18 protein-coding genes are annotated in these 23,750 nt (G+C 59.8%); 7 read left to right on the forward strand and 11 right to left on the reverse strand.

The features are described from left to right. Positions 1-3: 3 nt before the first annotated feature. From CK489_RS32475 to CK489_RS32500, 6 genes are all read right to left on the reverse strand, one after another. Entirely contained in the window at positions 4-2,115 is a 2,112-nt protein-coding gene (locus CK489_RS32475; protein WP_095735170.1) for an ABC transporter permease, read from the reverse strand. A gap of 115 nt (positions 2,116-2,230) precedes the next feature. Next, the gene (locus CK489_RS32480; RefSeq protein WP_095735171.1) at positions 2,231-3,253 is read right to left on the reverse strand and encodes a sugar ABC transporter substrate-binding protein; all 1,023 of its coding nucleotides are present in this window, start codon (positions 3,251-3,253) and stop codon (positions 2,231-2,233) included. Between the two features lie 58 nt (positions 3,254-3,311). Then, positions 3,312-4,298 carry an ABC transporter permease gene (locus tag CK489_RS32485; protein ID WP_095735172.1) on the reverse strand — a complete coding sequence of 329 codons (987 nt, stop codon included), beginning with the start codon at positions 4,296-4,298 and terminating at the stop codon, positions 3,312-3,314. A gap of 271 nt (positions 4,299-4,569) precedes the next feature. Beyond that, entirely contained in the window at positions 4,570-5,508 is a 939-nt protein-coding gene (locus tag CK489_RS32490; RefSeq protein WP_198961071.1) for an SMP-30/gluconolactonase/LRE family protein, read from the reverse strand. Next, positions 5,465-7,531 carry a PQQ-dependent sugar dehydrogenase gene (locus CK489_RS32495; protein ID WP_198961072.1) on the reverse strand — a complete coding sequence of 689 codons (2,067 nt, stop codon included), beginning with the start codon at positions 7,529-7,531 and terminating at the stop codon, positions 5,465-5,467. The genes CK489_RS32490 and CK489_RS32495 overlap by 44 nt, the downstream gene beginning before the upstream one ends. Positions 7,532-8,284: 753 nt before the next feature. After that, positions 8,285-8,644 carry a hypothetical protein gene (locus tag CK489_RS32500; RefSeq protein ID WP_095735175.1) on the reverse strand — a complete coding sequence of 120 codons (360 nt, stop codon included), beginning with the start codon at positions 8,642-8,644 and terminating at the stop codon, positions 8,285-8,287. A 190-nt stretch (positions 8,645-8,834) separates the two neighbouring features. Here CK489_RS32500 and CK489_RS41085 point away from each other — a divergent pair, with 190 nt between their 5' ends. Next, the gene (locus tag CK489_RS41085) at positions 8,835-9,032 is read left to right on the forward strand and encodes a hypothetical protein (protein ID WP_050421441.1); all 198 of its coding nucleotides are present in this window, start codon (positions 8,835-8,837) and stop codon (positions 9,030-9,032) included. A 255-nt stretch (positions 9,033-9,287) separates the two neighbouring features. On the opposite strand, the gene CK489_RS32510 is transcribed toward CK489_RS41085, so the two are convergent. The 3 genes from CK489_RS32510 to CK489_RS32520 all read right to left on the reverse strand — a co-directional run bounded on the left by CK489_RS32510 (position 9,288) and on the right by CK489_RS32520 (position 11,682). Beyond that, the gene (locus CK489_RS32510) at positions 9,288-9,764 is read right to left on the reverse strand and encodes a Crp/Fnr family transcriptional regulator (RefSeq protein WP_095735177.1); all 477 of its coding nucleotides are present in this window, start codon (positions 9,762-9,764) and stop codon (positions 9,288-9,290) included. Between the two features lie 953 nt (positions 9,765-10,717). Further along, on the reverse strand, positions 10,718-10,948 hold the full coding sequence (locus tag CK489_RS32515; RefSeq protein ID WP_143278281.1) for a Blp family class II bacteriocin: 231 nt from the start codon (positions 10,946-10,948) through the stop codon (positions 10,718-10,720). Between the two features lie 206 nt (positions 10,949-11,154). Further along, complete coding sequence (locus tag CK489_RS32520; RefSeq protein WP_245350571.1) at positions 11,155-11,682, reverse strand: hypothetical protein; 528 nt, start codon at positions 11,680-11,682, stop codon at positions 11,155-11,157. Positions 11,683-11,788: 106 nt separating this feature from the next. On the opposite strand from CK489_RS32520, the gene CK489_RS32525 reads away from it, so the two are divergent. The 3 genes from CK489_RS32525 to CK489_RS32535 are packed head-to-tail and all read left to right on the forward strand — an operon-like array spanning position 11,789 to position 18,178. After that, a complete protein-coding gene (locus tag CK489_RS32525; RefSeq protein ID WP_095735179.1) occupies positions 11,789-13,099 on the forward strand; it encodes an NHLP bacteriocin system secretion protein in 1,311 nt (436 codons plus the stop codon). Then, positions 13,092-15,293 (forward strand): NHLP family bacteriocin export ABC transporter peptidase/permease/ATPase subunit, encoded by a 2,202-nt coding sequence (locus tag CK489_RS32530; protein WP_095735180.1) that lies wholly within the window; start codon positions 13,092-13,094, stop codon positions 15,291-15,293. The genes CK489_RS32525 and CK489_RS32530 overlap by 8 nt, the downstream gene beginning before the upstream one ends. Next, entirely contained in the window at positions 15,290-18,178 is a 2,889-nt protein-coding gene (locus CK489_RS32535; RefSeq protein WP_095735181.1) for an NHLP bacteriocin export ABC transporter permease/ATPase subunit, read from the forward strand. Before CK489_RS32530 ends, CK489_RS32535 begins: the two co-directional genes overlap by 4 nt. A 607-nt stretch (positions 18,179-18,785) precedes the next feature. Here the strand turns inward: CK489_RS32535 and CK489_RS41535 are convergent. Beyond that, positions 18,786-18,959, reverse strand: a complete 174-nt coding sequence (locus CK489_RS41535) for a hypothetical protein (protein WP_157863303.1) — start codon at positions 18,957-18,959, stop codon at positions 18,786-18,788. A 652-nt stretch (positions 18,960-19,611) separates the two neighbouring features. On the opposite strand from CK489_RS41535, the gene CK489_RS32540 reads away from it, so the two are divergent. The 3 genes from CK489_RS32540 (at position 19,612) to CK489_RS32550 (ending at position 22,665) form a co-directional block, all read left to right on the forward strand. Beyond that, the gene (locus CK489_RS32540) at positions 19,612-20,379 is read left to right on the forward strand and encodes a helix-turn-helix domain-containing protein (protein ID WP_158226527.1); all 768 of its coding nucleotides are present in this window, start codon (positions 19,612-19,614) and stop codon (positions 20,377-20,379) included. A gap of 93 nt (positions 20,380-20,472) precedes the next feature. After that, a complete protein-coding gene (locus CK489_RS32545; protein ID WP_095735216.1) occupies positions 20,473-21,957 on the forward strand; it encodes an amidase in 1,485 nt (494 codons plus the stop codon). Between the two features lie 222 nt (positions 21,958-22,179). After that, positions 22,180-22,665, forward strand: coding sequence for a lipocalin-like domain-containing protein (locus CK489_RS32550; RefSeq protein WP_095735183.1), 486 nt, complete (start codon positions 22,180-22,182; stop codon positions 22,663-22,665). A 125-nt stretch (positions 22,666-22,790) separates the two neighbouring features. Here the strand turns inward: CK489_RS32550 and CK489_RS32555 are convergent. Beyond that, positions 22,791-23,750, reverse strand: a 960-nt coding sequence (locus CK489_RS32555) for a LysR family transcriptional regulator (protein ID WP_210203132.1), incomplete at its 5' end; no start/stop codon positions are given.

Below are 23,750 nucleotides of genomic sequence, written 5' to 3' on the forward strand. Positions count from 1 at the left end.
GGCTCAGGCCCTTCCCCAATAGGACACGTGCGCTTCCCAGGTGGGGTCGGCGCCCTCGAGGCGGATACGGCCGATGCGGTTGTTCTCGAGACCGCCGATATAGAGATGGCCCTTGTGCTCGCGGACCGAGGTGATGGTCGGATGCGAAAGCCCGCCTGGATCCCAGAGCGATTCCGTCACCACGCCGTCGTCGTCGAACTTGACCACGCAGCCGTAATTTATGCCCGGGCACAGCCATTCATCCGGAGGGATCTGCTTGACCATGCGGGTACGAAAAACGGGATTGCGCATCGCAAGGTCATAGACCGGCGTACGCAGGCCGACGAAGGCGAGCCAGTACTTGCCATCGGATGCGCGGTTAATGTTGTCGCAATAGCCCGGAAGGTTGTCGATCAAGATTTCGCTGGTGCCCGCTTTCGGCCCGGCAATCCAGTAGCGGTTGATCTGGCACAGCCAGGTGCTGGCCCACAGTACCGACTGCCCGTCATGGGAGATGCAGATGCCGTTGGGGAACGTAAGGTTCTTGAGGACGGTCTTGGTGATTCCTGTTTTTGGATCGTGGCAGATCAGCCGGCCGTTGCCGCGCCCCTCAAAGCCGTCGAGCGCCCAGTCGGTCAGTTCGTAGCGGGTCGAGGCCTCGCTGAAGTATATTTTGCCGTCCGGCGCGACGTCGAGATCGTCAGCCAGATAGAGCCGGGAGTCGTCCTTGAGGCGTGTACGCGTGCGCGTCGTGCGGTCGGTGACTTTGAAGACCGAACGATCGGGCTTCACGCCGTACACGCCCATGCCGGCGATGCAGACAAGGAGGTTCTGATCTCGATCGAACGCCAGCCCGAGCGGCCGGCCGCCGATGCGTGCGAATTCTTCGCGCACGGCATAGTCGGGCGCGAGGAAGCGGATGATCGAACCGTTGCGGTTGACGGTGTAGAGATTGTCCTTGCGGTCAAGGATGACGTCCTCCGGGCCCTCGATCATGTTGAGCGCGATCGCCTCGGCGTTCTTCAGCCGGTCATTCTCCGCGAACGGTGTGCCGCTGCCGCGTTCGACCGACGGCGGCGGCTCGAAATCGACCCAGCTTGGCGTGACATAGACCTTTTGCAGCACCTTTCCCTTGTTCTTGACCCACTTCACGTTGAAACCCACTGCGAGCAGCAGGATGATGCCGATGATGGCGGTCGTCAGGTTGCCGGAGATGCCGAGCCGCACCATGCCGCTGGTAAGCATGAAGATGATCGCCGCGCCCATGACGGCGCGCGCGATGGTGCCGCGACCGCCGGCAAGGCTGATGCCGCCAAGAACCACCGCAGCCAGCGCATTGATCTCCCAGCCGACGCCGGTGTCCGTGCCCGAGCTGCTCTGACGCGCGGCATAGAGGATGCCTGCCAGTGCCGCGACCGATCCTGACATCACATAGGCCGAGAACAGCACGCGCTTGACGTTGACGCCGGCATGGCGGGCCGCCTTCCGGCTCGACCCGACCGCCATGATGTGGACGCCGGGCTTGACACGAGTGAGAAAGAAATGCGTTCCGACAGCAAGGAAGATCAACACCAGCATGTTGATGGGAATGCCGAGCACTCTGCCGGATCCCATGAAATCCCACGTGCTGGACCCGCTATCGATGCTTGCGAGCTCGTTCGTGAACGCGACCGTCACCTTGTTGTAGGCCGCACGGACGATGATGAGAACGACCAGGGTCGTGAGAAATGGCCGGGTCTTGCCGTAGGCGATCAGGCCACCGTTGATTGCGCCCATCGCCGCGCCGAACAGGATGACCAGCACGATCATCACCGGCAGCGGCAACCCGACAATAAGGTACAGATAGAGCGCAAGGAAGTTCGACATCGCGAACACCGCGCCGACCGACAGATCTATGCCGCCCGACAGCACGGAGAAGGCCATCGCGACGGCGATCATCCCCTGCTCCGCGAAATTCCGCATCAGCTCCTGAAGGCTGCCCGCCGTCAGGTAACGCGGGATCATCACCGCGAAGGCCAGGAACACCGTGATCGTGAGCGTGAACGGAATGATCGGCTCCATCCACCGCTTCTCAAGCAGCTCGCCCAGGAACAACTGGGGCGAATGGCGATGCCAGGCTCGTTGCAGGCTTTTCATCAACAGACTCCGGCGGGTTCGGCGCGGGCGCGGCCGAACGGCGGGACAACGCAGGGAATGGGGATCGGCAACTCCAGTCTGCCCGCGCCGCAATGGGCGCGGGCGCCGGTACGGCTTACTTCGCGCCCTTCGGGATGCTGAAGCAGTACATCCGATCGTCCTTCGACTTCACCCAGGCGGGGGTCGTGTAATAGGCGACGTTCTTCGTGCCTGGCTTGTCGCCACTCTGCAAGAGCGCGATCACCGCATCGGCGATGGTCTGCCCTTGCACGTCGGCGCGATACGACAGGTTCGCGGAGAAGGCGCCCTGCTCCAGCAGATCGCAATCCGCGGGCTGTCCATCGCTGGCGACGAACACCTTTACCTTGTCGCCCATGTTGGCCGCCTTGATCGCCTGCGCCGCGCCCGCAGTCTGCGGTCCCCACACGCTGAGAATCCCGCACAGCTTGGGATGTTGCTGCAGCACGGTGGTCGTGATGTCACCGGCCTTGTTGGCGTCCCAACTGGTCGGCTGCGACGACACGACCTTGATCGACGGATCGGTCTTGAACACCTCCATGGCGCCGTTTTTCATGTCGAGCGAATAGGCCGCGGTCGCCTCGCCCTCAAGGATCGCGATTTCACCCGAGCCTTTGCCACCGCCGCACTGGTTGATCACTTCGCGAGCGATCTTCGTGCCGAGATCCTTGGCATCGACGCCAACATAGGCGTCGCTCAGGGTGTTCGACGCCATGTTGACCTGCACGACATAGATGCCGGCGTCCATAGCACGCTTGAGCTCCTTGGCGAGCAGCGTGACGTTCGGATTTTGGACCACAAGCACGTCGGGTTTTTCGTTGATGTAGTCGCTGACGGTTTGCAGCTGGATGTCGGACTTCATGTTCGCGTCACGCGTAATGAGCTTGATGCCGTAATCGTCGAAGCGATCCTTCATCACGCGCGTCCATTCGGATTCCAGAACGCCCATCCAGACGGGCGACCAGGCAACCGTTTTGCCCTTGAGCGCCTTGTCAAACTTCTCACGCAACTGATCGCGTGGTCCGGCCGCTTGCGATGGCGCCGCCACCAGCGCGGCGATAACCACCGACGCCGCCAGCCCGATGCCGGCGAACGCCCTTCTGTGCACTGCTCTCGTCATGTTTCTTCCTCCCCTTTTGTGTCGGCCGATTATTGCGGCCCGTTGACGATGCAGAGCTTCAGTCGCCCTGCTTCGACGTCTCCTCGTCGCGCGGATGCAGCCGGGAATCGAGCAGGATCGCGATCAGCAGCACGATTCCCTTGACGATGTTCTGGGTTTGCACGTCCATATCCATGATGGTCATGCCGTTCAGCAGCACGCCGATCAGCAGCGTTCCGGCGATGACGCTCATCACGTTGCCGCGGCCGCCGACGAGACTGACTCCGCCGAGCACGACAACCATGATGACGTCGAAAATGATGGTCGATTCCGCGACCTGGAGATGCATCAGCGCCGTCTGCGCAACCATCACGACACCGCCGATATAGCCGATCGCAGCGCACAGTGCGTATTCGATCATGGTCAGCGGACGGGTTGGCAGACCGGTCTGGCGCGCGGCGTCTGGATTGTCGCCGTGAGCATAGACGAAGCGTCCGATCACGGTGCGCGACAGGAACAGATGCACGACGACTGCGGTAGCCGCGAAGATCAGGATCGAGATCGGGACTCCGCCCCAGATGTTTCCGCCGAGCCGCAAGAATTCGTCGTGCCCCTTAGAAAGATAGACGACGTAGTGCTGCACCGCGGTGGTGCGGACGATCCCGAGCACCGCAAGGCTGGACGCCAGAGTCGTGAGCAGCGGCGGCATCTCGATCACCGAGATGAGAAACCCATTCAGGACGCCGATGGCGATGGCCATCACGAAACCGATCAAAAGTGCGATCGGCGTCGCGTAGCCCGAATTCATCAGAATGATCGCAATCGCAGTGGATGCGGCGAAGGAGGCAACTTGCGACAGATCGAGTCCACGCCCGATCACAACGACTGCCATGCCAAGCGCGAGGATACCGAGGATGGAGATGTTGCGCGCCAGCGCGAACAAATTGCCGAGAGTCAGGAAGCCCTTCAGGAAAATCGAGAACACGACGATGAGGACCGCGCACATCACCAGCACGGCTGTCGTCTGTGTCAATTTCTGCCCGCGCACGCCCGAACTGCCGGTCACCGGGTCCTCCCAAGGTTGATTTTGTTATGGGAGGAAATTGACCAGAATGTATCCAAGAGTCAATCTTAGTATCCAGATGATCTGCAGCCGAGAGTTCTCACAGAGCGACCATCACCTGAATAATTCTATAAATTACATAATGTTATTCAATAAGCATCACGATCAAAATGTGACTGCATCCGTGCGCGAACCCAGGTGAATGGAGCCTACTTGGATAGATTGGATACATTTAGCCACTCTCGATCTGTCCAAGGACGGCACCTGTTCACGGCTAACAACGGCCTTGCTGAAGGCAGTGCTCACGGCCCTCCTGATCGGTGCGGAACGTTTCGATGTAGCCACCTTGCCGTTGGGTGACAAAGACGGTCTTGCCGTCGCTGCCGCCGAACGCGAGGTTGGTCGGCTCCTTACCGCCGAGGCCAACTTGCCTTTCGACCGAGCCATTCGGCTTCAGGATGGCGATCGCACCTTTCAGAATGCGGGCAACGAAGATCTTGCCGGCGACATCAGTGCGGAGGCCATCAACCGTGTCGGGCTCGAATGTCTTGATCAGTTTCGCATCGGTCAAGCCGTCCTTACCGATCGCGTATGACCAGACCTCGCCGGAATTGGACTCGCTCACATAGAGCCGTTTTCCATCGGGACTGAGGTCGATGCCGTTGGTGGTACCCATGGCGCGGGGCGCGGTCATTACCTCACCCTCCGATGATCCATCGGCGGCTCGCGCAATGCGCCATATCTGACCGCGATGCCCTTTCCAATTCGGGTCGCTGGCATAGATCGTACCGTCGCTTGCGACAGTGATGTCATTGGGCTGGTTCATCTGGTCCGAGTGAAACCAGACCTGTGGCTCGGGGCTGCCTCTCTTGAGCACGAAGATGTTGTGCTTCTTGTAGTCAGCGATGAACATTGTGCCGTCGCGATCGAAACGGATTGCGTTGCCGACGCTGCCTTCGGGCAAATCGATGAACTTTTCCGATTGCGCGGCGCCCGCAGCAAGTTTGCCGATGGTGCCGGGCCTGCCGATATTGACGACAAATAGGTTGCCGTCGCGGTCGACGGCCGGCCCCTCAATCCCGAAAGTGTATTCGCCGGCGGGCGTAGCCCGATTGCTTTGGAAGAGCTGCGGTTCTGTGGCTGCTGTTGCGCAGGTCGCCAGCAAGATCTCACAACAGAGGCACCAAGAAATTGCTCTGGATGTAATAGCCATCGCCGTCGCTGCATTCGCCATTGAGGAAGGGGTCGGCCGGCCGATAGAAGCGACTGAATCCAGGCTTACCGTTGGCGTCCTTTTGTGTCACCACGACGACTTTGGTGGTCGGGATTTCGCCGCACACCTTGCCATCCTTGCTGAAGAACTCGCGGTCGGGTCGGCCCTGCTTGATGCGCATGCGGGTCCCGGGAACCATCTTACCGACCATATAGTCGGCAAAATTGAGCACCCGCGTATAGCCTGGCTCGGTCTTTGGCAGCCTCTCGCCACCCGGCGGCATCTGCTTCTCGGCCCCGATGCCGCGGAGCCGGATCCGCAACTTTCCGGAATCCGGGTCACCAGGATACATCCAGCCATCCTGCCCCAGCATGAAGCGCAGGACAGCCTCATCCTTCTCGGGGTCGCTCTGGCCGGGCTTGAGGCCAAAATCTGTGTGGCAGCCGACGCAGTGCTTTTCGACCAAGTTGGCTCGAACCGAGGTGAGATAGCCGGATTTCTGTGCATCCGCCTTGACGAAGGAAACCAGTTTGTCGATCTGGGCCTGGGAACGCATGTCGCAAGGTAGCGGAGCCGGCGGTTCGCTATCGGCCCGATCGATCCGAATGATCGTCTGGTTCTTGTCCTCAACCAGCCAGATCGCGCCATCGCTGGCCACGGTCATACCGACCGGGGCACCGCGAGGGCGCGCGCCGTTGACGCGGTGCCAGCCCGAGATCAGTTCCTCATAGGACGCCGCTTTGACCGGACCGTCGTCGGTCTGAAAGGCCCGCGTAGGTTCCGAGGCGCAACTTACCTGATAGCGAACGGGCGACGGGCTGAGCTTGGGGAAACCATGGTCGTCGACATCGTAGATCAGGAGACGATTTCCGGTCGGGCGATAGCCATGAAGATCGATTAGAAGCTTGCCCTCGAGCTCAGGAAATTTGCTGCCGTGATAAAAGAGCATCGCGAGCGGCGCCCCATGCGGCGGCAACAGCGAATAGGGCTGCCTGTAAAGTGCGGCATTGTTACAGAGATTCTTGTAGCGGCCGACCTGCAGGACCGCTTTGAATTCGGGGCTCGCGGTTGAGAGATCGTAGCAATAGGGCCAGCCATAATGCTTACCCTTCTCAAGCGCGTTGATCTCCTCGTTCGGCTTGAAGACATCCTGCAGGTCACGGCCGTTCTCGCCCTGGAGGATGGCATAGCCAGGATCGGGGAAGCGCGGATGAACGGTAAGCGCCATCGAATTGCGCAAACCCTCTGCGTAGATCTCCCGCTGCGGGTTGGGATCTGCCGGCTTGAGTGCCGGGAAAATGCCCCCCGACGGGGGCGTAAACATCCAGACGGACGCAAGCGGAGAGGACCCCTCGCCGGCCGGACAAGGCTTCGCGATTGGAGGCCTTGTGATGCAATCGTCACTGTGCGAGCCGACATTTAGGAAGATACGGCCGAGCCTGTCGAAGATGAACTGCTTCATTGGATGACTGCTCTCAGTCACCTTTGTGCCATCGGACAGCGTCACTCGGCGGCCAGGCAAGCCCTGTATGATCACCTCAACGGTACCGCGAGGATTGCTCGCCAAGGGATCAAAGCGAAAGATCGTCTCGGCGGTCGACGCGTAGACCTTCTGGTCCGGCCCTATCGCTAGTCCGAAAGGGTATTCGAGGCCGGTAATCACTTCCTTGATACGCTTGCCTTCGGCGGCATGTGGGTCGAGCAGTAGTAGCCTGCCATCGGTATGTCCCCAGCCTCCCATATCGGCGATGACAAATTGCTCACGGCTTGGTATCTGCACGATTGATCGTGGAAACTGCAGTCCGTCGTCTTCGCTCGCGACAAGCCCCGCACAAAATCCTCGCTTCATATCGATCTGGATGCGCGGAAAGGACAATGATCCGCTTCCACATTGCTCTGAGCCGACGGCATAGCCGCTCTTTCTAAGCGGCTCAGAAGATGCAGCGGAGATCCAGAGTGGCGCGGTCGCAACCAAGATGAGCGCCAGAACTAGACCGGCATTCCGAGTGAAGCCGGATCGCATGTTCATTCCCAAATTGAGAATTCAAAATCGAGACGCAGATTTCGACAACTTAAGCGAGCGTCCAGAGATAGCCGACTTTCATCCCTCCCGTCAAAGAGGATGGCGGATGTGTAGTGCTGATGCCGCAGTGTTTTCCAAACGTGCTCCAGGATTTGCACTTACCGAGCTTGGAGCACAACGAATCCAACGTCTTGGTATCGTTTTGGCCGCAACAGATCAGGTGTTCAAATGGTGCGCTCGGAGCGCGTTCGCATTTGATCTGATATCAATAGGTTACGGGGCCAAGAACGAGTTGAGGTGCATTTCGCGGGTGAAAGTGCTCTTTGGCCCAACCGCTGAATAAGAGCCCTGCCCTATACGAGATCAGGGTTGGCCCCGCCGCTGATAATGGTCTGGTTGCAGGTTCGATTCCTGCCGGGTCCACCAACATCAATATCTTACTAAGTTCTGATTGCCCGCAGCGCCGACGACCGCACCAAAGGGCATTTGAGCCCCCGTTTGCCGACCTGCGCCCTGCGTCTCGAACGTAACAGCGATCGAAAATCAACAAGAACAACGAAGTTCGTGAGGCCTGCAATGCGTTCCTTGGTTGCCTCATTGGCAAGGGGTAACCAGCGTTGTCCGCGCCGGAGCGGATCGACGTCGTGGCGCGAAAATCGCCGCAAGGAGCATGACTCCCGACGGCGTTTTCCAAGGGCAGCAAGCACCGAGGCCGGATTTGGACACGGAACTCACAGATGCAGGGGCACTGGCTTAGCCAGGCGGAAGGTAGCCGCCCGGTTTTAGATCCTTCACCATCGCAAGATTCTTGTCGATGGCCGACAGCAACTTGTCGAACGCATTTCCAGGAACACTGACCGGGCTCGACGGCTTACCCCCCGAAACGGCTCCCAGTTCGTCGGCTGACAGTTCACGAATGCTCGTCAACTTCATCTGCTTTCCTCCTGTTGCCGGCGGCGACATTGCCACCTGGTGCAGGATGGATACGAACTCCAAGCGACGGTTGCTGTGACGTGCGTCACATTCGTAAAATCGACGCTGACCACTGGCGCTCATTTGGAGCCGCTCCACCTCGCCCATGTCCAGCAAACGCGACCAGACCGACGGCGTCATGACGAAGGGCCTATCCTATCGGTCCGATCAAACCTCCCTTTAGCGCACCAGACCTCCGCCTTCTTGCGCCACTTCAACGCTAGCTTGCGACGACCAAGAACCGTGACTTTAGTCACGGCGAAAGAGGATCTCAGCTGTCATGCTCGCAACTCGATGAACGCGGTGTTCATCACAGCAAGGGAGTACGAATATGATCGACGAGTTGAATGACGCCGAACTCGGTCTTGTCAGCGGCGGTCTGCAGGACGGTTATCAGTTCTGCCCGAATGGACCGGCAGGAACCGGTGTGTATCCGTCGTATGTAAATTGCGATGGGCTTACAAATCGACAGGTTTACGGCGCCTTCTTCGACGGCTTCAACAAGACATCAGGCCAGCCGCCTATTTGAATGAAGCGCCCGCCTTTGCTGACGCCTTGGCGTGCGCTGCCGTGAATCAGCTTGATGAAATGGCCGTCTCGACAGTCTCGGTGCACGACCTGGTCCTTTTGTCGTCGCCAGCAGCCTCGGATCGGTGAACTGCAACCGGCGGCCTGGGCGCATCGGAGAATCCCGCCGGCCAAAACCAGCGGGCTTCTCACTACGATGGTCTCGGCAAGATGCGTCCGCTGCGTCGCGAGATCCACCATCTTTGACGCCCCGGAGCTATTTTGCCTGATGCACCAGCAGCTCGGCAATCCGATCATCGGCGCGGCGGAGCCTCCGACAAAGTTCGCGACTGATATTTTGCATCACGAGGACATACGCGTGGATGTCTGCCTTACAATACATGTAGAGGCTTCGAGCCGTGAGCTCGTACAAGACCGTTTGGCTTTGCGCGGAGACGGTGGCCGATCGATTTTGCATTTCGATGAGCGTCATCTCGCCAAAAAAATCCCCGGCCTCAAGACCTGCCATCCGAATGGAGCGCCCCGAGTGCCCAAGCCTGCTCACGACGAGCTCGCCGGAGTGAACGATAAACATTGAACGCCCCGGCTCTCCTTCCGCTACGATCGTGGCGCCAACGTCAAAGCGGCGCTCGACGAGCATTGAGATCAGCAGATCGAGGCTTGTATCTGACAGCCCTCCGAAGAAAGGTGTGGCGAGCAGGAAAGCTTTCAATTCGGGAGAGCTGACAGCCATCGCGCCACTATACTGCCGCTCCCAGCGGCAGCAAGCCCGGTGGTCCGAGTGAATACAGGGTCCGCTCGTTCAGGTGACCTGGCGCCCCGCGTCTAGCCGACGCGATCGCGGAGCTTCGCTGTGTCGGTTCGTGCGCGATCGGAGCCGGCATCGTTCAGAGTGCCGGCTCTGACGCGCACTACTGGCCGATCACGCCGGAAACGGTCCGAACGGACCACCCGTAGGAAAGGTAGGTCCGGTGCCAGTCGGAAGCCATGGACCACGCCCGATCGTCGGAGAAACATAAATGACCCCTCCATGACCGTCGGAAACCGGGATTCCGAAGCAACCGCCGGTCACGGATTCAAATTCCTCGTCCGACAGCGGACGGACCGTCTGATGCTCATTCTGGTATGCACTCATCAAAGTCTCCATCTGTCTAAGGTGAACGGATGATCGCTGTCATCCGGGTGCAGCTTGCCGCGTCAACGTGCACTGCGCCGTGATCTTGATCACACAGTTCATACAAGCGATGCAGATCCACACTTTCCACGGGAAATCGTCGACGATCTTGCCGATTGAGGCACGGCGCTGAAGGGAGCAGATCAGCACGCCGCACTGCCACTAAAGGTAATGCGAGGTTCTCGTTTCCGAGACCTCGCATCTATTGACCCTTTCCGGTAGCCCAAGGCACGAACCAGGTCGAAGCTAGCTCCGAACGGGTCCACCCGGCGAGGTGGGAATGTGAAGTTGGCTCAAAAGCCAATTTATGAAATCGGAAACAGCCGAACCACCGGCTCCGCCATTGCCGCGGCTTCCACCGCAGGCGGAATCGAGTTCGTCAACCGTCAACTCCCGAGGCTTCTGCATGGTACGCTCTCTCATCTGTTGTGCCGCTTGCGATCATGCTCGCCGCCAAAGCGAAACCCATGATGTGGACTCGCGCTGGGTCTCGCTTTGGTCGGACGGTATGCTCAAAACAGCTGGCTGATGCAGTACCCGATCCCGCCGAGGAGACCGCCGCCAATGGCACCAGGTACGGCGCCGATGCCGCCAACTGCGGCGCCACCCATGCCGCCCGTCACTCCTCCGCCCAACAGCGACTTGGCGAAATCTCCCCAGCTCCACTTGCCGCCGGCCACCGCGTCGAGTTCGTCGATGGAAAGCTCACGAGTCGCTGCACTGTCGTTGGTGCTACGCGTCATCTCAGTCCTCCTTGCTGTGTTCTTGGTGCGGGACCACCCCGCAACCAGAGTGCAGCATGTCTCAGCTGTCCGGAGGTCTCCGTGAGAATTGTCACTGAGCTGCACCATACTGCGATCAAGCCGGCTGATTTGAGCCGCGCGAGTTTCAAGGGCGAGGCGAACGTTGCAGCAGATCCCGCATTCGGCGTCAGCAAACCCGTGGCGCCTTACAGGCGATCCCGAATGGAGTTCAGGATGCCGGTCGTTGTATCGATGACCCTCAATGCCCCCTGAACTTTTCCGGACCCCACCGGATTTTTATTGCATTGCTCGGACAACTGAACCAGCCGCTTTCTCTCGCCGGTCAGAATGACGTTAGTCTTATCGACCGCAAACTTGACGACACCCCGCAACGAACTGTCGTCACCGACGTCGGTCAAATCCTTCTCCATCGTGATCAGATATTCGTAACTGGCGAGTTCGTCGGAAATCTGCAGCAGCTCGCGGATCGTGGAGTTGACGCAGACGACGTCCCCGTTCGGTACGTCCGGGCGCTTGGCGGTCTCGACGAGATCAGCCATCAGACTCGCAAACAACGGCTTCAAGCTTTCCGCCTGCTTGCGATCGCTCTCGGAAAGGACCCCGGCCCGTGACACAGGGGACCATAGCAGAGCCAGCGCCACACTCGTCACGAGCACGGCCTGCCGCGCGTGCGCTGCAAAAAACCGCGTTGCCCTGCCGCTCAGCGTGTGCATTCGAGACTTGCCACCGATTTCGCGCCGGCCATTGTTGTGACCACGTCCGATCTATGCGAAGATGCCGACATATTCATTCAATCAATTCAGTCCTTTGCGTGCTGATATGTCGACCTCGGAAACGCTCGGACAACCGGAGAATAAGAGTGCGACCTCCGAGCCGCAACGGGCATTTCGGGCGACGGCACTCGACCGCGCGGCCTCTCCTGAACAGCTTGACCAACTCGTCGTCATCACTAGGCCCGCCGACTGGATTATCACGGTCGTTTTCCTCGTTGTGGTGGTGGCCGCGGTCGTGTGGGGCATTTTCGGGCGCGTGCCCACCCGCGTCTCTGGCGAAGGAATCCTGATCAGCAATGGTGGCAAGGTGGTCGACGCGGTCTCGGCCGCGGCCGGCCGCCTGCAGTCCGTTGCCGTCACGGTCGGCGACCACGTCGATCTTGGTCAGCCGATCGCCCAGATCGTTCAGACTGACATTGAGCAGAAGCACAAGGCGGCGGTCGAAGTATTCAGGGAGCGCCGGCGCGAATATACCGACCTCAAATCGAAGGTCGCAGCCGAGCTCGCGGCCAAGAGCCAGAATTTCGAGAAACTCGAAGCCGCACTCGAACAAGTCATCAAGGCGACCGGCCAGCGCGTCGATTATCTGTCGGTCGACGTCAAGAACCTCGAGGGGCTGCTCGCGAAGGGTTACACAACGCGACGAGCTCTGGAGGACCGGCGGCAGGAACTGAGCGATGCGCAGCAACGCCGCCTCGACGCGCAGAACGAGATTCTCAAACTCAGGGCGCAGAAGACAGACCTGGAGACACAGCGCGAACGCGACGTTCAGCAATCCGAATTCACCCTGAACGAAGCGCGCCGGCAAGTGAATGCAGCCGCGGAGCAGTTAAGCCAGAATACGCAGGTCCTCAGTCCGATGGAAGGCCGCGTCCTCGAAGTGAAGATCTCTCCGGGCTCCGTGCTCACGGTCGGGATGCCCGTGGTCCAAATCGAAAGCGAAGGCAGCAAGCTGCAGGCCGTCGTGTATATCCCGGCTGAACATGGCAAGCAGATCAAGCCGGGAATGGCGGTTCATCTCGAACCGAGCACCGTCAAGCGCGAAGAGTTCGGCATGATGATGGGTACGGTCTTGAGCGTCTCTGACTTCCCGATGACTCCTCAAGGCATCAGCGCAGCACTGCACAATGAAAGCCTGGTGTCCCGCTTCTCTCACAATGGCGCGCCATATGCCGCTGAGGTGACCCTTCAGGAAGATGAGTCTACCGCGACGGGTTATCGCTGGGCCGTGGGGAAGGGGCCCGCCACTCATTTGACGAGCGGGACGCTGGCGCGCGCCGAAATCACAACTCGGCGACAACGGCCGCTCGACCTGGTGATCCCCTTGATCAGGCACCTCACGGGAATTGATGGATAAGCCCTCTCCTGCGTCGGCAAACGCGCGGCACAGTCGCCTGTCAGGGCTGCTGCGCAAGAAGGTGAAGCGGACCCCCGTCGTCCTGCAGATGGAAGCGGCCGAATGCGGTGCCGCGGCGCTCGCGATCATTCTCGCCTCTCACGGCGCCTGGATTCCCCTGGAGCAGCTCCGCCTCGCTTGCGGCGTATCGCGCGACGGCAGCAAGGCAAGCAATATTGTCAGGGCGGCGCGGCGCTATGGCCTTGTTGCAAGAGGATATAGTGTCGAGCCGTCCGCGCTGGTCCAGCTCCCGACTCCCTGTATCATCCACTGGAACTTCAATCATTTTGTAGTCCTGGAGGGTATCAAGGGCAGGAACGCCTATATCAACGATCCCGCGAGCGGCCGCAGACGCATCAGCATGGCCGAGCTCGATCTTGCCTTCACCGGGGTGGTGCTGGTCTTCGAGCGCGGCGAAGAGTTCAAGACGGTCGGCAGCAAGCCCAACGGGATCGGGCTGCTGCTGGGGGAGTTGCGTCACTCAAGGGCAGCGGTTGTCCTGCTGGTGATCGTGAGTATCGTGCTTGTCATTCCCAACATCCTTGCCGCAGGCTTTTCCAAGATTTTTGTCGACAACATCTTGATTCAGCACAGCAATAGCTGGCTCATGCCACTCCTGATCGGAATGGCGTTAACGGCGACTTGTCGCGGGGTGATGGTCGCTGTTCGCCAGTCGGTGGCGTTACGGCTGCAGGCAAAGCTCTCTGTTGTCATGACCAGCCGCTTCCTCTGGCGTGTGATGGCGCTGCCGTTGGAATTCTTTACCCAGCGTCACGCCGGGGACGTCGCTAGCCGCGTCGCGTCAAACGATCAAATCGCGCGCCTCTTGTCCGGCGGCATTGCGATGAACGCACTCAGCTTAACGTCGGTGCTTCTCTTTGCCGGCGCGATGGCAGCCTATGACGTCAGCCTGACGGTGCTGTGCATCGCGATCGCCTTCCTGAACCTTCTGCTGCTTCGCCTGATTGGGGCGCGACGGCAAGAGCTCAGCTACCGGCTCGCGGTCGAACGGGGCAAGCTCCTGGGCGCCACGGTGGGCCTGGTGCGCACCATTGAAACCATCAAGGCAAGCGGCCTGGAAGATGACGCGTTTGGCAAATGGGCGGGCCTTCAGGCCAACAGTCTGAACGCTGAACAGAAGCTCGGTGCATCGGCCATCATCCTCGACACGATGCCGACACTGCTCTCCGGGTTGATGACCGCTGCGATCCTAGGGCTCGGTGGTTTGAGGGTGATCGAAGGCTCGCTGACACTTGGCAGCCTGGTTGCATTCCAATCCCTGGCGGCGAACTTCTCGGAACCATTCGAGAATCTTGTTAACTATTTCGGCGGCCTGCAGACGATCAAGGGGGCGCTCGAACGGCTCGAGGATATTCGCAAGTACCCACTTCGGCCCGCGCCGCGCAGCAACGTCGTCGATAGCATTCCACCAAAGCTTGCTGGCAGGGTCGAGCTTCGCAACATCAGCTTCGGTTATTCGGTTCTGGAACCGCCATTGCTGGCCGACCTGTCGTTGGCGATCCCCGCGGGATCGCGCGTGGCGCTTGTGGGCGTCTCCGGTAGCGGAAAATCAACGCTCGGCAAATTGATCTGCGGGCTGTACGAGCCGTGGGCGGGAGAAATCCTCTTCGATCAATGGAGGCTGGCGGACCTTCCACCCCAGGAATTCGCAAACTCCGTCTCCTATGTAGATCAGGACATATTTCTGTTCGAGGGGACCGCGCGCGACAATCTGACCCTTTGGGATTCGACGGTGGATGAGCGCGACTTGATCACCGCCGCGAGGGATGCATTAATTCATCACGACTTGGCAACGCGTCCGGGAAACTACGACTGCCACATCAATGAGGGCGGTGGCAACTTCAGCGGAGGGCAACGCCAACGTATCGAGATCGCCCGGGCGCTCGTCTGCAATCCGTCGATTCTCGTCCTGGACGAAGCAATGGCGGCCCTCGATCCGATCACGGAAAAAGCCATCGACGACAACCTGCGACGACGAGGCTGCACTTGCATCATTATCGCGCACCGCCTGAGCACAGTGCGCGATTGCGACGAAATCATCGTACTGGAGCATGGCCGGATCGTGGAACGCGGCACCCACGAACAACTTGTCACGCTCCAGGGCGCCTACGCAAGGCTCGTGACAAGCGAATGAGTAACCCCATCACCAAAGATGAGCCTGTGAACGAGAGGCCAATTGCAGCCTCCCCCGCTCGCCGCACGGCGATCGACCCGCGGCATCCCGTTCTCCTCAACGAACGCGATCGCGCGCTGGAGGTGAGTGCCGGTCATATCGATATCTTCGCGGTGGAGGCAGATGGCGTCCGACATCATCTGCTGAGGTGTGAAATTGGCGAAGTGATATTGGACCTGCACACGGCTTGTGAACGGTCAGCGATACGGCTGCAGATCGTCGCAGTCGGGGGCCCTGACGCGGAAGTCACCACAGTCGCCCGAAACGAGATCGCCATGGATCGCATGTCCGGCTGGATCGCCCGGCTGTCCTCGCTCGTTGCCAGCTCGGCCCAATCGGACGGCGCATCCGAATTGATCGGTGGCGAAACGAGACAACTGCGTGCGGGCGAACGTTGCCGCGGCCCGAAGCGAAGCATCGTCTGGGCCCGGATTGAAGCAGGAAGCGTGAAGGTACTGGATATCGTCCCCGAGCTTGAGGCCGGAAGTCCCTTCATTCCGCTCATAGCGGAGACTGCGCTGGAAGCCGGCGAGAGCGGCGCCAGGATCATCACAGAGCCGACTGCACCTGATCTATCTCTGGTCTGGCCAGCCCTCGACCGCTTCCATGTCGTGATTGTCGCCAGTCTGGAGCGCTGGCTCCAAAATGAAAGGTCGTCCGAGCGGCAGCAACTCGCCCGGCGAGCCGAGCTGACCCGCGCTCGGGCGCTGGATGCCCTCGAGCGCCTGTCCGAAGTTGTCACGGCCCCAACCGGTCGCGCGCAGGTCGAGCTGGATTCCGGCGACCTCCTGCTCGACAGTTGCCGCCTCGTCGCCGACGCATTGGGGAGCTCCATCACTCACGCAAGCCGAGCGCATCCCGTGGGCCAGAGTTTCACCGACATTCTACAAATCGCGCGTGCATCGCGGTTACGAATTCGTCGCGTCCAGTTGCGCGATCGCTGGTGGAAGTCCGATGCCGGTCCCCTGCTAGGGTGGCATGGACCCGAAGGCGACCCGGTTGCCCTGATCCGTGACCGGCGCGGTGGCTACACGATGATCGATCCGAAGCGGGGATGGCGGCGACCGGTCAATAGCTCGGTTGCAAGCGCGCTCACGCCGGAAGCGGTCAGCTTCTACAAAACTCTGCCCGCTAACCCGCTTCGCTATCGTGATCTGCTGTCCTTCGCGAGCGGAGGCCTCTCGGCCAGCGTGGTTCGCATGTTCCTCGCGATCATCGCCATCGGGTTGCTTTCGCTGATACCGCCACTGGTAACAAATCTGCTGGTCAATTCCGTAATCCCACGCACGGAGATCGACCAGCTCGTCGTTTGTGCGGCGGCGCTCTCCGTCACCGCGATTGCGATGGCGGGACTGCAAGGCATGCAGGGACTGGCCACCATACGACTCGAAGGCCTGCTCGACTACAAGCTTCAGGCCGCCCTCATCGATCGTCTGCTCAGGTTACCGGCGTCGCTGTTTCGCGACTACACGACGGGAGATTTGGTCGACCGTTCGATGGGCATAGAAGCGACGCGCCAGATCGTGACCGGACGAACCTTGCGAGGCTTTACATCGGCCCTATTCGGGATTTTCAGCGTTGGGTTGATGTTCTATTATGACCTCCGGCTCGGCAGCATCGCGCTCCTGCTAATCGCGCTCCGGGCGGCCGGGATCGTCGCAACCAGCGCCGTGCGAACTTACTACGAAAGCAAGCACTTCAATCTGCAAGGCAAGGTCAGCGGCTTTGTGCTACAATTGATCGCTGGCGTCAGCAAGCTTCGCGTATCGAACGCCGCAAGTCGCGCGCTGGCGCGATGGTCGGGACAATTCGCCGCTCAGAAGCGGTACTTCATCGCCTCGCAGCGAGCGGCTAACGTTCTGACCGTCTTCGAGACGACCTTCCCTCTTCTGGCCACATTGATCATTTTTGCGATCGCCTCGCGCACCAATAGTCAGCTCCTGACCAATCTCGGCGCCTTTCTCGGTTTCCTCGCCGCGTTCGGCCAGACCACGGCGGCGATCGGCAACTTTGCCTCGAGCATGAGCGAATCGCTGGTAGTCATCCCCCATCTCACCAGGATGCAGCCGATTCTCTCCGCTGCTGCCGAGATCGCGGAAGATCGACGGCCGGCGGGCGAGCTCACAGGTGAGATCGAGTTCTCTGGCGTCACCTTTCGCTATATTGAGGGTGGACCGATCATCCTTGACGGCATCACCCTACACGTTTCGAGGGGGGAGTATGTGGCGATTGTCGGTCCTTCAGGGAGCGGAAAATCATCGCTGTTGCGCTTGCTGCTGGACTTCGAACGACCGGAGGCCGGGACGATCTTCTATGACGGCAAGGCTCTGAACACGATGGAGACCAATGACGTGCGACGCCAGCTCGGGGTTGTGCTGCAAGACACAAAGCTGGCAACAGGCACTCTGTACGAAAACATTTGCGGCGGCGTCGACCTGACGCTGGACAAGGCCTGGGAGGCTGCGCGGCTGGCGGCGCTCGACGCCGACATTCGGCAGATGCCGATGGGTATGCACACGCTCGTTGCGGAAGGCATCAATACGCTCTCGGGCGGACAGCGCCAGAGGGTCCTCATTGCCCGTGCGCTGGCACGTTCGCCGCGCATCCTGCTTTTTGACGAGGCAACGAGCGCGCTCGACAACCAGACGCAGGCGATCGTCGGCGCGTCGCTGGAACGGCTGAACGTCACGCGGATTGTTATTGCACATCGGCTGAGCACAATCCGTCACGCGGATCGAATCGTGATGTTGGTCGGTGGCAAGATTGTGCAGTCGGGCAGCTATGACGAGCTGACAAGCGGAACTGGCCCATTCGCGGAGTTCGCGCGGAGACAGCTTGTCGCCTAACGGCGGGCCGATCTATTTCTCTTCTCCTTTAGCGCAGCCTCTGCATTCAGTGCGATCCCCTGACGGCTGCGAGCCCAGAGAATGTCGGATATGTCTTCACGTGGTCCCGACCCCGGCGCTATGGTCGCAGCAGGCGAGGCCGACATGGCCTATTACCTAGCTCTGAGATCGCAAAATACCTCGATAACCAGCAACGCCGAGGCCCAAGGCAAGCGCAAGCTACCAGCCGCGGCCTGTGGGCAGCTCCTTAAGCCCTCCTTTGCTCTAAAGGGGTCTCCACCCCACGGGCGGACGCTGCCTCACTGCACAGATGAGGCCGAGTGGCCGAACGGTCTGGAGGTTCGCAAATGGCCATCCTCGAAGCTATCCTTCGGGCATACCCGTCACTGTTCTAGTGTTTGTTCGATCTGAAGCTGGCCTGCGAGCCTACTATCACCTTCCCTATGACGTGGGCTCGCATTCATAGTGGGCAGCGAAACCGGGCAGACTGGATTCGGGAAAGCGTGATCCGCGGCAGCTTGCTGCGCAATCGGTGCGCAACAAGCTTTGATTAATATGCCGCGTTGTCCATCGGCGATCGCGTGACAACGCGGATTCCAAGCGAAGATCAGAAGGGCCAAATTGATTTGACGATGCCCTCCACCGCGCCGATGACCTGCTTGATTCCGCGAACGAGACCGTGACCACCGTTACCCGTACCGGTACCGTTGCCATCACCATCCGCACCGCCGACGACACGATCGAGGGCTTCCATCGACATTTCATGGTCGAATTTGTTCATAGCCATTCTCCTGTTTCCGGGAGGGGCCACCCCCTCAAGCCGTGATCACAGGCATACAAGGTCATCGGAGTGGTCGCTGTGATCCGCATCACCCTTTGGAAGCGCGCGGTTGCCGCTCCGAACATCAGCAATCAAGTGGCCGACGTTATGAACAACCATACGGGATTGGGTCGCCGCGTTTCTCGCCCACTGCTATCCCTACCCGACCGAAGAACCGCACCAATTTCGTACCAGAAATGAGCTGATTGAGGCGCTAGGACATCATCCCAACACCGCAAAATCAACGAAACCGGCAGTTTAGTCCGTCGCTCAGAACGGTCTGATTGCAGGTTCAAGTCCTGCCGGGCCCACCAACGGGATCAATATGTTACTGGCGCCTCGTTCCCCGTAGCGCGACGACCGCACCAGATAGTCCACTTTTCGTTCGTGGCGGCGGTTCGCACTCCACTTCCACGGCTGTGAGCTCCCTCGTAGCAGGTGCCGTGTCCGCTGAGGGTTCAATCTCCGAAACTGTTTTTCGGACCTGGGTTGTCCGCAATGCGCCGGAAGCAGACGCATTGCCAAGTTCATGAGCTAGTCGTAGCCTGCCCGTGGAGGAAGGCTGCGAATGCAGATTAGACGAGCAGTCCCACATTCCGTCCTTCAAGGTGCTGTGCGTCTGTTTGAAGAACGGCGCCTCAATCTCGGCAGCATGGTCCTGAGCTGGCCGGTGCCTGCCAGGCCGCATCAGATCCTCGATATTCATCTGGGCCAACCGTATTCGGTACGCGTCAACGGCAATCTCTCGAAGATCCTGCCAGAGGCCTTCCTGGTTGGGCCGCAAACCAGTTCGCGTGCGCATATCTCGCTTTCAGGTCAAGTTCACGTTTTTACCATCCTGTTCCAGCCAGCAGGCCTCAATCAGCTGACTGGCATCGATATGCGATCCCTGGTGAATGAAGCGCCGGTAACGGCAGATGTTTTCGGCAGCTCAGCTGTTGGCCTCGCTGACAACGTCCGCGCCGCAAAAGACTTTCCGGGCCGAGTACGTGCGGCGGAACGCTGGCTGGACACAAAACTGAGCAGTCGCTCTAGGTCGGATGAGGTGATCAGCCGCGCGTCGAGCCTGCTGATAGCGAGGGGTGGACAGGTCAGAATTGACGATCTGGTCCGGCGCTCGGGCTTGAGCGCAAGCCAGTTCCAGCGGCGTTTCGCCAATCAAGTCGGGATCACGCCGAAGGCGTACGGCCGGCTGATCCGCTTCGACAAAGTCCTCGTCGCGCGGCGCAACGCGCCAGAGCGATCGTGGACAGATATCCTTCACGACCTTGGCTATTTTGATCAGGCGCATTTCATCCGCGAATTTCACACGTTCGCCGGTATCTCGCCGACCGGCTTGCGCGGCGACTGGGAGAACGTCTTTCTTCCAGGCAATGACTAAAAATTACAATCGCGGCTGACAGAATCCCCGTATCGATTTCGGCAATGCACGAATTCGCGGCGTAGGAGCGTGGCTCTGGGCGAAGGGCAATCCATGGAACGCGTTGATAGCGACCCATCTTACTGGAGCGCCACTCTCCAGATTGACGCGCTCAGGCGGCGCGAACTTTCGGCAGTCGAATTGCTCGATCACGCGGTCCAGCGGATTGAGCGTGACGATGTGTACATCAACGCCGTCGTGGTGCGCGACTTCGAACGGGCGCGCCTAGCCGCACACGCCGCAGACGAACTGCTGAAATTGGGTAATCACCATCCGTTGCTCGGTATCCCGATGACGGTCAAGGAATCCTTCAATGTCGCGGGCCTGCCGACGACCTGGGGATTTGCGCCGGCGCGGAATTGTGTCGCGGCTGAGGACTCTCTCCCGGTCCAGCGGCTCAAGGCCGCAGGTGCGATCGTGATCGGCAAGACTAACGTTGCAACGGCACTATCGGATTGGCAGAGCTTCAATGCCGCATACGGCACTACCAACAATCCCTGGGATTTATCGCGCACGCCCGGTGGTTCGTCAGGCGGATCCGCGGCCGCCCTGGCCGCCGGCTTTGTGCCGCTGGAGGTCGGCAGCGACCTTAGGGGATCGCTGCGGGTACCCGCGCACTACTGCGGGGTCTATGGACACAAGCCGACCCACGGCATCATCCCGCTGCGCGGTCACGTGCCGCCGGGCGCCGAAGCCGTAGCGATGAAGCCAGACCTCGCCGTCGCCGGTCCGATGGCGCGTTGCCCGGCGGATCTCGCTCTCGCAATGGATATCTTGGCTGGGCCGGATGAGGATGAGAGCGCCGGGTACAGCCTAGTGTTGCCCGCCGCGCGGCATGAAAACTTGAGGGATTTCAGGATCCTCGTTGTCACCGAACATCCTCTGGTGCGCACCTCCAGTGAGACCACCGATGCCGTGCATAGAATTGCCGATCGATTGCGGCGCGTCGGCGCAAGCGTTTCCATCGAAACCGCGCGGCTACCGGACCTCACGCAAACAGCACTGACTTACACAAAACTCTTCCTTTCCTTTGCAGCGGCGCAATGGCCTGCCGAGGTCTACAATCGGTGCAAGATGACGGTTGCGCACGTGCCTCCCGAGATCGACGAGCCTGGCATACGCAGGGCAAGGGCCGCCGTGCTAAGCCACCGCGACTGGGTCCTTACTGACCAAATTCGCGCCGGCATGCGCAAGCGATGGCATGAGCTGTTTCGGACATTCGACCTGGTGCTGTGCCCGACCATGCCGACACCGGCGTTCGCGCACGATCACCTGCCCGATCCAAGCGGGCGCCGCATTCAGGTCGACGGAACGGAAATTCATTACGAAGATCAGGATCCCTGGCTGACGATCGCGAGCCTGTCGGGCTTGCCTTCGACAGTCGCGCCCATTGGATATTCGGCATCAGGCCTTCCGATCGGCGTGCAAATCATCGGCCCTCAAATGGAGGACAAAACCAGCATTGCATTTGCTGGCCTTATAGAGCGGGAATTTGGCGGCTTTTGTGTGCCACCAGTTAAATGGCGTGATGTCCGCTAGGGTCACAAGCCGACCATGGCGGCCCGCCTGATCCAGGTCGGCTCACCTCCCGAAAGCGGACGTTGGAAGGCACCGAGCGATGGTCAGCTAAGAGCCATTACCGGACGTGGCGTCTTCGACGGGCTGGCGAGGAGCCTACCGTCCGAAGGCTCGTAAGTTTTGATTGCTCAAGCTATCCTTGGTTATCGTCGCAGCCCTATTTGCTATTCATGGGAGAACAGCATGGCGCGTCTCATTGCCTTATTGGTTGCCTTCCATTGCTATTTTCAATCTGAATTTGTGTACGCGGACGACGCATCGAAGCTGCTGGTCGGAAGTTGGAAACTGACCTCATGGACCATTCAAATTGTCGGTGGCGACGCAACCGAACCATTTGGTCCCAACCCGAAAGGCAGGGCGCTTTTTACGTCGGACGGATACGCGGTCTTCATTATTGTCGGAGCAAACCGCAAGCCCGCAACGAACAACGACGAGAGTGCGGCGCTGCTCAAGTCATTGCTTCTGTACACTGGCAAAATCACCATCGACGGAGATAAATTAACGACCAAGGTCGACATCTCTGGCAACGAGCTCCTCACCGGGAAGGATCAGGTGCGATTTTTCAAGCTGGATGGCGACCGATTAAGCATCCGAACGGCCGAACAAGTCAGCTCTGTTATTGTCGGCAAGAAAGTCGTCGGCACCCTGACTTGGGATCGCGAACGATGACAGCGATGGAGCACTTAGGTCAATCCCTGCCCATTTCTACGAGCCACCAACATCGAATGTCCGCTCTGGGTCACATATTGGCCTTCGCCGCACGTCGCTCAATGTCTGCTACGGGCCATTAGTTTTCACCGTTCCGCCATTCGCTTCGCGAGCTCACGGGCGCTGTCGATGACGAGCTGCGCAACTGGAGTGAGGGCGCGATCCTTTACGGTGATCATCCCGTTTGGTCGACGTGCCGCCGGCAGTTCGACGGACAGGATCTTGAGCGCCGAATCCTTGGCGAGAAATGTCAGTGCGGAAGCCGGGAAGACCGTGATGAATCGCCCCGTCTCAAGCAGACTTACCCGCATATGAGGGGAATCAGTGACCACCGTCGCGCGCGGATACTCGAAACCGCTGCCGCGAAAGGCCTGCGTGATGATCGATCCGATCACGCTCTCCCGGGGTGGTAGGACCCATCGCTCGCCCGCGAGATCGGAGAGCCGGATATTTCGCCGCTGCGCCCATGCATTTTTTGCGCCCACCGTGACGACATAGCTATCTTCAAAAAGAGGTTCGAAATGCAGCCGCTCGTTGGTGAGCTGGCCGCTGCTCCGCACGATTAGCAGATCGACTTTGCGCTCGCTCAGGTCGCGGTGCAGTGCCTCAATGTAGCCTGTCACGAGCTCGAATCTGATCCGCGGATGATGCCGGGAGAGCTGATCGATGAGAGCGGAAACGAAACTTGCCGCCAGAAAGGCCGTGCTTCCAATCCGCACCTCGCCAGCGGTAGGATCGGCCAGAAATTCGATGCTATTCACGCCGCGGCGTAGTTCGTCGAAAACGGCAGCGCCACAATCGAGCAGCGCGCGCCCGCACTCGGTCGGCTCGATTCCGCGCCGATGGCGATCCAGCAAGCGGACGCCGAACGCATGTTCAAGCTCCGCGATCGATCTCGAGATATTGGGCTGGGTCGTACCGAGCATGAGCGCCGCCTTGCCCATGCTGCCGGCCTGCACCACCGCCATGAGCACATGCAGGTCGTGCAGCTTCATTCGTTTTCCGATGCGATCGCTCATCTGCATGAAATCACCCATTTCCGTTCT

The organism is Bradyrhizobium sp. UFLA03-84 (assembly GCF_002289535.1).
GTDB classification, from domain to species: domain Bacteria; phylum Pseudomonadota; class Alphaproteobacteria; order Rhizobiales; family Xanthobacteraceae; genus Bradyrhizobium; species Bradyrhizobium viridifuturi.

Excerpts from the sequence above, each read along its gene's own strand:
- CK489_RS32480 (WP_095735171.1), bottom strand. The coding sequence starts at position 3,253 with ATGACGAGAGCAGTGCACAGAAGGGCGTTCGCCGGCATCGGGCTGGCG.
- CK489_RS41535 (WP_157863303.1), bottom strand. The coding sequence starts at position 18,959 with ATGAACAAATTCGACCATGAAATGTCGATGGAAGCCCTCGATCGTGTC.
- CK489_RS41085 (WP_050421441.1), top strand. The coding sequence starts at position 8,835 with ATGATCGACGAGTTGAATGACGCCGAACTCGGTCTTGTCAGCGGCGGT.
- CK489_RS32545 (WP_095735216.1), top strand. The coding sequence starts at position 20,473 with ATGGAACGCGTTGATAGCGACCCATCTTACTGGAGCGCCACTCTCCAG.
- CK489_RS32475 (WP_095735170.1), bottom strand. The coding sequence starts at position 2,115 with ATGAAAAGCCTGCAACGAGCCTGGCATCGCCATTCGCCCCAGTTGTTC.
- CK489_RS32525 (WP_095735179.1), top strand. The coding sequence starts at position 11,789 with ATGTCGACCTCGGAAACGCTCGGACAACCGGAGAATAAGAGTGCGACC.
- CK489_RS32510 (WP_095735177.1), bottom strand. The coding sequence starts at position 9,764 with ATGGCTGTCAGCTCTCCCGAATTGAAAGCTTTCCTGCTCGCCACACCT.
- CK489_RS32490 (WP_198961071.1), bottom strand. The coding sequence starts at position 5,508 with ATGGCTATTACATCCAGAGCAATTTCTTGGTGCCTCTGTTGTGAGATC.
- CK489_RS32530 (WP_095735180.1), top strand. The coding sequence starts at position 13,092 with ATGGATAAGCCCTCTCCTGCGTCGGCAAACGCGCGGCACAGTCGCCTG.
- CK489_RS32500 (WP_095735175.1), bottom strand. The coding sequence starts at position 8,644 with ATGACGCCGTCGGTCTGGTCGCGTTTGCTGGACATGGGCGAGGTGGAG.
- CK489_RS32550 (WP_095735183.1), top strand. The coding sequence starts at position 22,180 with ATGGCGCGTCTCATTGCCTTATTGGTTGCCTTCCATTGCTATTTTCAA.
- CK489_RS32515 (WP_143278281.1), bottom strand. The coding sequence starts at position 10,948 with ATGACGCGTAGCACCAACGACAGTGCAGCGACTCGTGAGCTTTCCATC.
- CK489_RS32520 (WP_245350571.1), bottom strand. The coding sequence starts at position 11,682 with ATGCACACGCTGAGCGGCAGGGCAACGCGGTTTTTTGCAGCGCACGCG.
- CK489_RS32495 (WP_198961072.1), bottom strand. The coding sequence starts at position 7,531 with ATGCGATCCGGCTTCACTCGGAATGCCGGTCTAGTTCTGGCGCTCATC.
- CK489_RS32535 (WP_095735181.1), top strand. The coding sequence starts at position 15,290 with ATGAGTAACCCCATCACCAAAGATGAGCCTGTGAACGAGAGGCCAATT.